This is a genomic window from Leucobacter insecticola (assembly GCF_011382965.1).
Classification (GTDB): Bacteria; Actinomycetota; Actinomycetes; order Actinomycetales; family Microbacteriaceae; genus Leucobacter; species Leucobacter insecticola.
This window is the reverse complement of record NZ_CP049934.1, coordinates 2,502,518-2,514,750: the sequence shown is the minus strand read 5'-3', so window position 1 is coordinate 2,514,750 and position 12,233 is coordinate 2,502,518. Positions and strand designations below refer to the sequence as shown.

Genomic DNA, 12,233 nt, shown 5'->3' with positions numbered 1-12,233 from the left:
CCCGCAGCATCGTCCGGTAGCCTAGTGAAGTGGCAAATCCAGTGAATCCATTCGGCCAGGTCCTCGTCGCGCTCGTTACGCCCTTCCAGGCAGACGGCGAAGTTGACTGGCCCGCCGTCGAACAGCACATCGATTCGTGTATCGCGAGCGGCGCTGACGGCATCGTCGTCACCGGCACCACCGGTGAAACCTCAACGCTCACCGACCCCGAGAAGATCAAGCTCGTAGAGGTCGCAAAATCGGTATCGGGTGGGCGCGCGAAGGTCATCACCGGTGGTGGATCGAATGAGACCGCCCACGCCATCGAACTCTACAAGGCCAGCGAGAAGGCTGGTGCCGACGGCGTCATGATCGTCACCCCTTACTACAACAAGCCGACGCAGGCGGGGCTCCTGACCCACTTCCGGATGGTCGCCGACGCGACCGACCTGCCGGTGATCCTGTACGACATTCCCGGGCGAACCGGTGTGCCAATCAAGTACGAGACGATCCTGCGGCTCGCGAAACACCCGAATATTCTTGCCGTGAAAGACGCCAAGGGCGACTTCAGCGAGGTCAGCCGTGTGCTGAACCAGACGGACCTGATGTATTTCTCGGGCGATGACGCCAACGTTTTGCCGCACCTGTCGATTGGTGCGACCGGTCTCATCGGAGTCACCGCGAACGTTGCTGCCGCGCCGTATCGCGCAATCATTGACGCGGTGAACGCGGGCGACCTGCACACCGCCCGTGACGCGCACCAGCGCCTCGAACCGCTCGTGAGGGCCGTGATGACGCACGTTCCCGGCACGGTCGCGGCAAAGTATATTCTGCACGGCCTCGGCCGCATTGGCAGCCCGCGCGTGCGGCTGCCGCTGGTCGGACCGGAAGAGTGGGAAGCCGCCCTCATCGAAGACGAACTCGCGCTCGTCAGCGACGTCCCCGGCGTCGATCTTTCAAACTTCAGGCCGGACCGCAACGCGGCTGCCGGCGGTGCCCTGCCCCAGATCGCAGGCACAACCCGCTAAACAATAAATACCGCTGTTTGAGCGATGTGAAACGAGGGGAGCCTAACGCGTGCGATTAGGACATTTTGTCTCCGTCATTCATCAGCGGGGAAAGAATATATGACGAATCCCCCTACGCTCCGCCCGCACTCGAAAAGGGCACCCTCCGCATCACACCGCTCGGTGGTCTCGGTGAGGTCGGTCGTAACATGACCGTCTACGAAATCAACGGCAAGCTGTTGGTCGTCGATTGCGGCGTGCTCTTTCCAGAGGTGCATCATCCCGGTGTGGATCTGATCCTGCCCGACATCACCAAGATTGAGGATCGCCTCAGCGACATCGTCGCTATCGTGCTCACGCATGGGCACGAGGATCACATCGGCGGCGTGCCCTACCTGCTGAAGAAACGCGAAGATATCCCGCTCATCGGCTCCAAGCTGACGCTGGCCTTCATCTCCGCGAAGCTCAAGGAGCACCGGATCAAGCCGGTGACGCGCGAGGTCGCCGAGGGCGATCGCGTCAAGTACGGGCCCTTCGATCTCGAGTTCATCGCGGTGAACCACTCGATCCCTGACGCGCTTGCGGTCGCGATCCGCACCGATGCCGGTCTTGTGATCGGCACGGGTGACTTCAAAATGGACCAGCTGCCGCTCGACGGCCGGATCACGGATCTGCGCGCGTTTGCGCGCCTGGGCGAAGAGGGCGTCGACCTCTTCATGACCGACTCAACCAACGCAGACGTGCCCGGGTTCACGCCGTCGGAGAAGAACATCGGACCCGTCATTGAGCAGGTCATTGCGAAGACCCGTGGCAAAGTCGTTGTCGCGAGCTTCTCGAGTCACGTCCACCGTGTGCAGCAGGTCCTCGATGCCGCGCACGCCAACGGTCGTCGGGTCGTGCTGCTCGGTCGCTCGATGGTGCGCAACATGAAGATCGCGGCGGATCTGGGCTACCTCAACGTGCCAGACGGCGTGATCGTTGATCTGAAGAAGAGCGGCGATATTCCGGATCACCGGATCGTCTACATGTCGACCGGGTCGCAGGGCGAGCCGATGGCCGTGCTCAGCCGCATGGTGAACCAGGAGCACCAGGTCGAGGTGGGGGAGGGCGACACCGTGATCCTGGCGTCGAGCTCGATCCCGGGCAACGAGACCTCCATTTACCGCATCATCGACGGCCTCATGAAGCTCGGCGCGAATGTTGTGCACAAGGGCAATGCCAAGGTGCACGTTTCGGGTCATGCCGCCGCGGGTGAGCTGCTGTACTGCTACAACATCGTGAAGCCGAAGAACGTGATGCCGATCCACGGTGAGTTCCGAATGCTCGCGGCCAACGCCGCGCTCGCCATCGAAACCGGAGTGCCGCAGAATCGCACTGTCATCGCCGAGAACGGCACCGTCGTTGATCTCTCTAACGGTGTCGCGCGCGCGGTCGGTCAGATCGACATCGAGTTCATTTACGTTGACGGCAAGAGCGTCGGACGGGTGACCGAGGATGACCTGCGGGACCGCATGACCCTTGCAGAGGAGGGCTTCATCTCGGTCATCACCGTGGTGGAAACGAGCCTCGCGCAGATCGTGTCTGGCCCCGAGATCCACGCGAAGGGCGTCGCCGAGGATCAGAAAGTGTTCGACTCGATCAAACCGCAGATCGCCGATGAGCTTGAGAAAGCGATGAAGGACGGCGTGAAGGATCACCACCAGCTGCAGCAGATCGTTCGTCGCACCGTTGGTCGCTGGGTCGGAACGAAGCTGCGCCGCAAGGCGATGATCGTTCCCGTCGTAGTGGTGGTGTAGCGTATGGCTCGCGTCGCCGCACGTACTGCGGGCGGCGGTGAGTCCGCTGCGCGCCCCGCAACCGATCGCGAGGTTGCTGAGTGGGATACTCTTGTCGCCGCCAACCCCGGTGGCGGCGAGGTGTGGGGTGGCACCTGCTATCTGGATGTGAAACAGAAGCAGGGGCGCTATCGGCAGCATCGGCTCATCGTGACGCGGCCGGATCGCCCCGCGATTGCGGTTTCGGTTCTCGCGAAACGGGTGCCGTTCTTGGGGAGTGGTGGCATCTGCCCGCCGGGCCCGCAGGAGAAGACATTCCCGCCGTGCTGGAAGTTTCCTCCGCGGTTGCCGATTTTGCGCGTTCCCGCGGCGCGTTCCTCTTGAAGATCGAGCCGAGGCTCGGGCCTGATGCCGCGCCTGCGCTGCGCGATGCAGGGTATCTGGAGACCGTGCGGATCATTCCGAACCCGTCAACGATCCTGATGGATGTTTCCGGCACCGAAGACGAATTGTCTGCCCGCCTCGGCAAGAAGGCGCGCAACGCGATTAACCGTGCGGGGCGTGACGGAATCGTGGTCACTCGTGTGTTGGCGAGTGACGAGAACTGCGCCGCGCTGTACCGGCTGCTGCGAGAGACCGCCGAAGGGCGTTTTGTGCTTCGCAGCGAGGACTACTATCGCGAGTTTTGGCAGGCATTCAAACGGCTCGGTACCGGTCAGATGTTCTTCGCACACGCGCCGGGCGCGGACGGTACTCCCGAGCTGGTGGCCGGAGCCTTTGCGATGGCACTTGGCGCGAAGACGACTTACAAAGACGGTGCCTCCGTTCGCGCGAAGAACGCCTATGGAGCCTCGCACGCGCTGCAGTGGGAAGTGATTCGCTGGGCAAATGAGCGCGGCGCGACGGTGCACGACTTTTGTGGCGCGCCCCCGCGGATCGCGCTGACGACAAGACCCACCCGCTGCACGGTGTGGGACAGTTCAAGCGATCTTTCGCGCCCGAGATCACCGACTACGTTGGTGCCTTTGAACTGCCGCTGAAACCTCGCGCCTACCGTTTCTGGGTCACGCTTGGTGACAGACTCATGAGAAGATGGTCCCTCGCGGTGCGGAAGGATCCCTACTACTAATGGCAGCCAGTCTGATGCGTTCGAGCGCGGTGATGGCATCGGGAACGATGGTGTCGCGGGTGCTGGGGCTCGCGAAAGCGATGCTGTTGGTCTTCGCCATCGGCCAGGTTCAGTCCATCTCCGGTGACGCCTTCGCCAACGGCAACCTGCTGCCGAACACGCTCTACATGATCCTGCTCGGCGGCATGCTGAACGCGGTGCTTGTGCCGCAGATTGTGAAGGCCGCGAAGGATCCGGATGGCGGCGCGGGCTACATCAACAAGGTGTTTACCCTTGTGATGACCGCGCTCACCGTAGTCACCGCGATAACGCTGCTGGCTGCGCCCTGGATCGTCTGGATGTTCACGCTTTCTTGGCCGGAGGATCAGCGGGCTCTGGCGATTGGCTTCGCGTACTGGTGTTTGCCCCAGATCGTGTTTTATGGCCTGTACACGATGCTGGGCGAAGTGCTCAACGCGCGCAATGTGTTTGGGCCTTTCACCTGGGCGCCCGTACTCAACAACGTCATTGCCATCGCCGGGATTTGCCTGTTTATCGCGATGTACGGCTCTGACCCCGACGGGACTCGCACCTCGGGAGACTGGACAACCGGCGCAATCGCCGTCCTTGCAGGGAGCGCCACGCTGGGTGTGATGGCGCAGGCGCTGATCCTGTTCGTTTCATGGCGCAAAGCGGGGATCCGCTACCGCCCCGACTTTCGCTGGCGCGGCATGGGGCTCGCGCACACCGGGCGGATCGCCGGGTGGAGCCTCGCCACCATTGTCGTCATGCAGCTCGGCGGCATCGTCACGCAAAACGTGATTAACACGGCTTCCGGAGACGGCCCCTCGGCACTGGCAATGCAAAACGCGTGGTTGCTGTTCATGATGCCGCACTCGGTGATTGCTGTGTCGCTCGCCACCGCCTACTTCACGCGTCTTGCCGAGTGGGGACAAGCAGGGAAAATCGCCGAGTTCAGAGCGGATTTCTCCTCGTCAGCCCGGCAGATCCTTCTGGTCATGGTATTTGCGTCGGTCACGATTTTTGCCACCGCCCCCTTTATCAGCCGCGTGATGAACCCGGGTGTGGAGCAGGAGCTTGTGGGTCAGTTCACGATCGTGCTGCAGTGCTACATGGTGGGCCTCGCCGCCTACAGCTTTTTGTTCATTGTGCAGCGGGCGTTTTACGCGCTTTCCGATACGCGCACCCCATTCATCTTTACCTCGGTGCAAATCGGGCTGCTCGTGCTCATCTCGCTCGGGCTGTTGGTACTGCCTAAAGAATGGCTCGGTCCCGCGTATGCGCTCGTGTTCGGGTTCACTACCGTCGTTGAAGCGCTTATCGCTGTCTGGCTGCTGCGGCGCAGGATCGGATTCATTGATGCGTCTCGTATTCTCGCCAGCCTGATGCTGTACACGGTCGCCGCGGTCCCCGCGCTTGTTGTCGGGCTCCTGGCGACCGCTTTTGTTGCATACCTGATCCCAGACTTCGGCATGTTTGGTGCGGTGGGGTTGGCGATCCTTGTCGCGATGGTGGTGGGGGCAACTTACGCGTTGGCGCTTCGCCTCGTTAAATCACCGGAACTTGCGGAGCTCACCGCATTTGTGTCTCGTAAACTCGGAAGGAACCGTTCGTGACCTCCCTCACCGTAACCCCGTGCACTGATCGTGCCGTCTGGGATTCGACCGTCAAGGAGCTTGGCGGGCACCCGCTGCAGCTCTGGGGCTGGGGTGAGCTGAAGTCCGCACACCGCTGGAGCGCGGAGCGAGTGCTTGTTACCGATGCTTCGGGCGCCGTGGTGGGGGCGTGCCAGCTGCTTACGCGCGCACTGCCCGGGCCGCTTGGCGGTTTTGTGTATGCGCCCCGCGGTCCGGTGCTTGCGCGGTCGGCGCAGGATCCGGATCACTCGGCCGCTTCGCCCGCTCCCGCCGAGGTCGCTGATGCGGTGGCGTCGTATGTGCGGGGTTCGCGCCGGGCCGTTGCGGTGTCGATTGAACCTGACGAGGATGCCGGTTCGTTTTCGTTGGGTGCTGGTTGGCGCGAGGCGAAGACGCCGGTGCTGCCCGCGCGCACGCTGATCCTGGATCTGCGCCTGTCTGAGGACGATCTGATCCGCGACATGAGCAAGAAGCATCGCCAGTATGTGCGAAAGTCGGGGCGCGAAGAGTCGCTCGAGATCCGCGCCGTGACGACTGCCGCGCAGCTTGACGAGTGCCTCGAGGTGTACCGCGAGACGAGCGAGCGTGCCGACTTTGGGCTGCACGAGGATTCTTATTATCACGATGCCTTCTCGATGCTCGGCGACGATGCTCCCGTGTGGGCGAGCTACGTCGACGGCAAGCCGGTTGCGTTCCTGTTTCTCGCGAAATCGTCGCGCACTGCGTTCGAGCTCTATGGTGGCATGAACGATGTCGGGCAGCGCCTGCGCGCGAACTACGCCTTGAAGTGGCACGCGATCTGCGAGATGAAGAAGCTCGGGATCACGCGCTACGACTTCGGCGGCCTCATCAACGACGGCGTGACGACGTTCAAGAAGGGGTGGGCCTCGCACGAGAACCTGCTCGCCGGATCCTGGGATCGCCCCGGCCCCGGCTACGCCGTGTGGACCGAGGGCCTCCCGCTCGCGAAGCGCGTCGTCCGCGCGCTGCGTCGCCGCTGATCCTGCGCCCGGTGCGGCGTGTGCTGGGTGCTGCTGTGCGGCGTGTGCTGCCGTGCGGCCCGTTGCGCCCGCGCCCACCCCACTGTGTGCGCAGTCTGTTCTTTTGGGCCCGTTTAAGAACGGTCCGTGCACACGCTAGGGCGTGTGTCTTCGATCCCGTGATCCCGTTTCCCCTTGGCGTGTGCGCAGTCTGTTCTTATGAGCCCGCTTAAGAACGATCTGCGCACACGCTGGGGCGTGTGTCTCTCGGTGCTCGCGGCAGGTGCAGCGGTTCGGCGAAATAGGGCGCAAGGTGTCGGGGTAGCGGTTTTGGAGTAAGTTCCAGAAACTCGCACAGCTCCGCTCGTGTCGCCTCGAGCGCGTCAGCCTGAAAGTCCTCTTTGTGGAAGCGTCGTACCTTCCATCCCGCATCACGGGCGGCATCGAGGCGCTTGTCGTCGTGCAGGTACTGCTTCCTGTCAGTGCGGTGCTGTTCGCCGTCGTACTCGCTGATTCGTTTCGCAGCGCGATCCACCTGGTCGAATCTCCCGATCCACTGGCCTGAATCGGTAAAGATCTCTCCCTGCATCTCGAGAATGTCCACTCCCATGCGTGCGAGCTCGAAGTGCATCAGGGTCTCCATCCGAGAGTCGGCGCCGATGCGCGCTATCTCGAGTGCGGCGCGTAGCCTGTCCACTCCGGGGACAGCGTGGTCATGGAAATACTTGTGCAGAGCATCGGGAGTGCTCAGCGACCACCTCGAACCGCGTCGACCCCGGATCCGGATCAGGTGATCGATCGCGACCACGAGTTCCCTGAAGCTGAGCATCCTCGCTGACTGCGTGAGTGCCAACACGTGCGGCACGCAGGGGAGACCTGAGCGACCCGGGATCGTGCGGAAAGCCAGACGGGTTCGGTGTCCTTGTACATTCTTGCCACGAGCATGCGGCACGTGATGCGGGACCGTGAGGTGAAGCTCTGGATGAGTGTGTATAGGCACTCTGAGGAGCAGTAGGGCGGTCGTGTGGCTGAATGCTTCGCCGGGACGAAGAAGTGGGGCGTAGTCGCGTGCGAGTCGCTCCGCCTCCTTTCGATCGAGCTCATTGTGCGGCACCGCTGTCTGAAGTGTTCGAACTCCGTGGTGCGGTCTGGTGAATCGATGGTGTCGCACTGCCTGGCGTGTGAGGCCCGCCTGGATGCCCGTAGCAACGGTGAATGCCGCGTCTTGCAGCTTGGAAGCGAGAGGGAGAGGGGTTCTTGTCATTTCACGATTATTGGTCCCCGCGAGGCGCGTGAATGGGTTATCCACAACAGAGTTCGGAATCGCGCAGGATCGTGGATATATCAGCGCCTGTGAGCGGAGAATGCCCGGCAGCATCTTCTGCCGCGGCAACCCGGCAGAACTGCCACGGCGTGTGCGCAGTTCGTTCTTATGCGAGCCCTTAAGAACAAACTGCGCACACGCTGGGAGACCTCGCGGGGTGAGCGGGGCGAGCGGGGGTGGCGGGGATGAGTGGGGGTGGCGCGGGGCGAGTGGGGGTGGCGGGGACGAGCGGGGCGGCGGGGAGCGGTGAGGCGGAACCGTTATCGGGCACGCCGCCAGTGTGAGACGTGAGTGTCAGTGGTGGCCTGTACCTTTATACGCATGGCAACAAAAGCTTCGTCGCGCGGAAAATCGGGGAAGCCCGCAGCTCGGGGATCCCGCAGCTCGGGCACTCGGGCGACCGCAAAAACGAAGGTACTCGTCGAGGCCGAACCATCCGAGGGCGTGCTCGTGCGTGCTTGGAATGGGCTCGCTCACGCCGTGGGAGGGGCCGCGCGCGCCTTCCGATTGGAGCCGCTGGCCAGCGAGGATCGCCGCGACGGTATCCCGCTGCTGCTGGTGCTGCTCGCGATCGTCGGGGCGGTTGTCGAATGGTTCTTGATCGGTCAGCCCGTCGCGCTGCAGCTTGACGCCTGGACCTTTGGCGGACTTTTTGGCCGCGTCGCCTTTGGGCTTCCGATCATCATGGTGGGTTTTGCGCTGTGGCTTTTTAACCATCCCTCAAGCGTGAACGACAATCGCCGCATCGCGATCGGGCTATTTCTCGCGATCACGAGCATCGCGGGGCTTTCGCACGTGTACGGCGGCCATCCCAATCCCCGCGAGGGCATGCCGGCACTTGCTGAGGCCGGTGGGCTGCTCGGGTGGATGGTTGGCACGCCGCTGCTCGCGCTCACCATCTGGGTGGCGACGCCGGTGCTGTCGCTCCTGCTTGCGTTCTCCGTGCTCATCATCACGAAAACCCCGCCCGGCCGCATTGTCCAGCGCCTCCGCGAGGCGTACGCGTTCCTCTTCGGGGTGAACCTGCCCCAGGCTGATGAAGAGAGGGCGGTACAGTCGGACCAGTCCAAGCCTCGTCGCAGCAAGAAGGACGATGCGCTCTTTGATCTCGATGAGCAGCCCGACGATGGTGGATCGCTGCCGTGGTGGCGCCGCACGAGTTCGGGGCGTGAGGAAGATCCTGAGTACGCCGGAGACAAAGACGCCCTCGACAGCGTGCTGGACGGCACCGTGGTCGATCGGAGCAGCGCCTTCGATTCTGCGTTGACGCCCGATCCTGAAACCGATGTACTGACCGACCTCTTTGGTGAGCTTGAAGACGTCGAAGCCGTGGTTCAGGCGGCCGGGGTGACCCCCGCCTCAGGGCTGGGAGACGATTCGTGGGACGGATCCTCGGTAACAACCGAGTTGTCGGACGGGCAGCTGATCGAAGCCGCCCCCACCACCCCGTTCGTGGTGGCACCTCCGCACGCCCCGGTGCAGGCCGAATACCACTTGCCCGACCAGTCGACCCTTTCCGCGGGAGACCCGCCGAAAGTGCAGACCGAGGCCAACGACATCATCATGGCGGCGATCGCGCGAGTCTTCGAGGAGTTCAAAGTCGATGCGCGAGTGACGGGCTTCTCGCGCGGCCCCACGGTCACCCAGTATGAGGTAGAGCTCGGCCCGGGTGTGAAGGTCGAGAAGGTGACGGCGCTATCGCGCAACCTCTCGTACGCCGTCGCATCGAACGAGGTACGGATCCTCTCGCCCATTCCGGGCAAGAGTGCGATCGGCATCGAGATCCCGAACAAGGATCGCGAAAACGTGGCCCTTGGTGACGTGCTCCGTTCGCCCAAGTCTCAGCGCGCCACCCACCCCCTCACGATCGGCGTCGGCAAAGACGTTTCCGGTGGTTTCGTGGTTGCGAACCTCGCGAAGATGCCACACCTTCTCGTTGCGGGATCCACGGGCTCCGGTAAGTCGAGCTTCGTGAACTCGATGATCACGAGTCTCCTCATGCGGTCTACTCCCGCTGAAGTGCGCATGGTGCTGGTCGATCCGAAACGCGTGGAGCTCACGATCTACCAGGGTGTGCCCCACCTCATCACCCCCATCATCACGAACCCGAAGAAAGCGGCCGAGGCGCTGCAGTGGGTCGTGAAAGAGATGGACATGCGCTACGACGACCTCGAAAGCTTCGGGTTTAAGCACATCGACGAATTCAACAAGGCCGTTCGCTCGGGCGGGATCGTGCTACCCGAGGGCAGCCAGCGCGTGCTGAAGCCCTACCCCTACCTCCTCGTGGTCGTCGACGAGCTCGCCGACCTCATGATGGTGGCGCCGCGCGACGTCGAAGACTCGATCGTGCGCATCACGCAGCTTGCCCGCGCCTCGGGCATTCACCTCGTGCTCGCGACCCAGCGCCCCTCGGTCGACGTCGTCACCGGTCTCATTAAGGCCAACGTGCCGAGCCGCCTCGCGTTTGCCGTGGCCTCGGTAACCGACTCCCGCGTGATCCTGGATCAACCCGGCGCGGATCGCCTCATCGGCCAGGGCGACGGGCTCTTCCTGCCCATGGGCAGCTCGACCGCGCTGCGCGTGCAGGGCGCCTGGGTCGAAGAAGAGGAAATCCAGCGAGTCGTCGCCCACGTCAAGGCGCAGGCGCGGCCCGAGTACCGCCCCGACGTCATGCAGGTCGTGGAGAAGCGGGAAATCGACGCCGACATCGGCGACGATCTTGATGTGCTGATTGCGGCCGTCGAACTGGTGGTCACTTCGCAGTTCGGATCCACCTCGATGCTGCAGCGCAAGCTGCGCGTGGGTTTCGCGAAGGCCGGTCGACTCATGGACCTTATGGAGTCCCGCGACATCGTCGGGCCCTCTGAGGGTTCCAAGGCCCGAGACGTGCTGGTCACCCCGGATCAGCTGCCCGAGGTGCTCGGGCGGATCAAGGGCACCCCGGCCCCCACGCTGGCGGCCCCCAGCCTGCCCAGGCTGCCCCGCAAGCTTCCCAGCCTGCTCCGCCGCCAGCAGAAGCGCAGACGAACGACTTTGCCGCCACCGGCGTGATTACTGACGTGATTGAGCCGCTACAGGATTCTGCCCCCGACTTCGACGACTACTCCGACGAACGCTACGACGATCCCGTTGCGAAATTCCAGTCAACGCTTCCGGATGATGACGATGAGCCTGACGAAGACGCATGGCAGTTGACGGGTCGCGAGTGATGAACGAGGCCGCGAAACCGAGCAATTGGAACGCGCCCAACATCATCACCGTCGCGCGGATCATCGCGACACCGTTCTTTGTCTGGATGCTGCTCGCCGATGATGGTGTGCTCGGCCCGTGGCGCTGGGGAGCGGCCGCTTTTTTTGTCGTGGCGATCGCGACCGATGCGTGGGACGGCTATCTGGCGCGTTCGCGCGGACTCGTCACCGATCTCGGCAAGCTACTCGACCCCATCGCCGACAAGGTGCTGACGGGCGCGGCACTCATCGCCCTGTCGATCTTGCATGAGCTGCCGTGGTGGATCACCCTCGTCGTGCTCGTACGCGAGATCGGTATCACGATCCATCGGCTGATCGTGGCACACGATGTTGTGGTAGCGGCGGCCTGGATGGGAAAACTGAAGACCGTCGCGCAGTCGGTGGCGATCACCCTTGCGCTGCTGCCGCTCGCAAGTGTGATGGGTGCCGCGGCTCCCATCGCCGAGTGGGCGAACATCATCACGATGACGATCGCGGTCGTCCTCACGGTCGCGAGCGGGATCGACTATATCGTCGGCTACGTCCGCTCTCGGAAATCGAGTCAGTGACGAGCGCGCGGTGAGGAATAGCGACGAGGTGCAGGTGCTGTGCGAACAGTTGCTCGCGCTGTCGGTTGCCCGCGACGTGAAGATCGCCGTTGCGGAGTCTCTGACTGGCGGGCTTCTCGCGGCGGCGCTCGTGTCGGTCCCCGGCGCGTCACGAGCATTTGCTGGGGGCGTTGTCGCGTACGACACTGCTCTGAAACACACGCTTCTTGGAGTCGAGGCGGGGATCCTGCGCGAGCGTGGCCCGGTCGATGCGGAAGTTGCCAGGCAGATGGCGCGTGGCGTGCGTGCTGCGTGCGCGGTGCCCGGGCGCCCTGGGGGAGTCGACTTGGGGATTGCGACCACGGGGGTCGCGGGTCCGGATCCCGATCCGCAGAGCGGCCAGCCAGCGGGCGTCGTCTGGATTGCTGTGAGTTTTGGTGATGAATCGTGCACCGAGCAGTTGACACTTACGGGGGATCGTGGCACGATCCGCGCGGCCTCCGTTGCGGCCGCGCTTCGGGTGGCGATTGACGTATTGTTGGCCGCGGATCGCCGAAACATGACGTAACTTGAGTCCCCTTCGCTCAAGTTCAGCAAAGTTTCAGGAATAGACGGGGTATCCTCGGG

The 12,233-nt window shown here is 63.3% G+C and carries 10 protein-coding genes and 1 pseudogene; 10 read left to right on the top strand and 1 reads right to left on the bottom strand.

What is annotated here, in order from left to right:
• Positions 1–29: 29 nt before the first annotated feature.
• The 7 genes from dapA (at position 30) to G7067_RS11700 (ending at position 6,528) form a co-directional block, all read left to right on the top strand.
• The gene (gene dapA, locus G7067_RS11720) at positions 30–1,007 is read left to right on the top strand and encodes a 4-hydroxy-tetrahydrodipicolinate synthase (protein ID WP_166324573.1); all 978 of its coding nucleotides are present in this window, start codon (positions 30–32) and stop codon (positions 1,005–1,007) included.
• Between the two features lie 149 nt (positions 1,008–1,156).
• A complete protein-coding gene (locus G7067_RS11715) occupies positions 1,157–2,782 on the top strand; it encodes a ribonuclease J (RefSeq protein ID WP_166326159.1) in 1,626 nt (541 codons plus the stop codon).
• A 3-nt stretch (positions 2,783–2,785) separates the two neighbouring features.
• A complete protein-coding gene (locus tag G7067_RS14470; protein WP_244301106.1) occupies positions 2,786–3,145 on the top strand; it encodes a hypothetical protein in 360 nt (119 codons plus the stop codon).
• Positions 3,085–3,801, top strand: a complete 717-nt coding sequence (locus tag G7067_RS14465; protein ID WP_244301105.1) for a lipid II:glycine glycyltransferase FemX — start codon at positions 3,085–3,087, stop codon at positions 3,799–3,801. Before G7067_RS14470 ends, G7067_RS14465 begins: the two co-directional genes overlap by 61 nt.
• Positions 3,732–3,890, top strand: a complete 159-nt coding sequence (locus tag G7067_RS14990) for a hypothetical protein (protein WP_341872833.1) — start codon at positions 3,732–3,734, stop codon at positions 3,888–3,890. The genes G7067_RS14465 and G7067_RS14990 overlap by 70 nt, the downstream gene beginning before the upstream one ends.
• The gene (gene murJ, locus G7067_RS11705) at positions 3,890–5,506 is read left to right on the top strand and encodes a murein biosynthesis integral membrane protein MurJ (protein ID WP_166324570.1); all 1,617 of its coding nucleotides are present in this window, start codon (positions 3,890–3,892) and stop codon (positions 5,504–5,506) included. Before G7067_RS14990 ends, murJ begins: the two co-directional genes overlap by 1 nt.
• Positions 5,503–6,528 (top strand): lipid II:glycine glycyltransferase FemX, encoded by a 1,026-nt coding sequence (locus G7067_RS11700; protein ID WP_166324567.1) that lies wholly within the window; start codon positions 5,503–5,505, stop codon positions 6,526–6,528. Before murJ ends, G7067_RS11700 begins: the two co-directional genes overlap by 4 nt.
• A gap of 208 nt (positions 6,529–6,736) precedes the next feature.
• Here the strand turns inward: G7067_RS11700 and G7067_RS11695 are convergent, their stop codons facing one another.
• Positions 6,737–7,771, bottom strand: coding sequence for a hypothetical protein (locus G7067_RS11695; RefSeq protein WP_166324564.1), 1,035 nt, complete (start codon positions 7,769–7,771; stop codon positions 6,737–6,739).
• Positions 7,772–8,152: 381 nt separating this feature from the next.
• Between G7067_RS11695 and G7067_RS11690 the strand changes: the two are divergent.
• From G7067_RS11690 to G7067_RS11680, 3 genes and pseudogenes are all read left to right on the top strand, one after another.
• A pseudogene (locus G7067_RS11690) lies at positions 8,153–11,040 on the top strand (FtsK/SpoIIIE family DNA translocase).
• The gene (pgsA, locus tag G7067_RS11685) at positions 11,016–11,627 is read left to right on the top strand and encodes a CDP-diacylglycerol--glycerol-3-phosphate 3-phosphatidyltransferase (protein WP_244301104.1); all 612 of its coding nucleotides are present in this window, start codon (positions 11,016–11,018) and stop codon (positions 11,625–11,627) included. Before G7067_RS11690 ends, pgsA begins: the two are co-directional and overlap by 25 nt.
• Before the next feature lie 10 nt (positions 11,628–11,637).
• Entirely contained in the window at positions 11,638–12,174 is a 537-nt protein-coding gene (locus tag G7067_RS11680; protein WP_166324561.1) for a CinA family protein, read from the top strand.
• Positions 12,175–12,233: the final 59 nt, after the last annotated feature.

Excerpts from the sequence above, each read along its gene's own strand:
- murJ (WP_166324570.1), top strand. The coding sequence starts at position 3,890 with ATGGCAGCCAGTCTGATGCGTTCGAGCGCGGTGATGGCATCGGGAACG.
- G7067_RS11695 (WP_166324564.1), bottom strand. The coding sequence starts at position 7,771 with ATGACAAGAACCCCTCTCCCTCTCGCTTCCAAGCTGCAAGACGCGGCA.
- pgsA (WP_244301104.1), top strand. The coding sequence starts at position 11,016 with ATGGCAGTTGACGGGTCGCGAGTGATGAACGAGGCCGCGAAACCGAGC.
- G7067_RS14470 (WP_244301106.1), top strand. The coding sequence starts at position 2,786 with ATGGCTCGCGTCGCCGCACGTACTGCGGGCGGCGGTGAGTCCGCTGCG.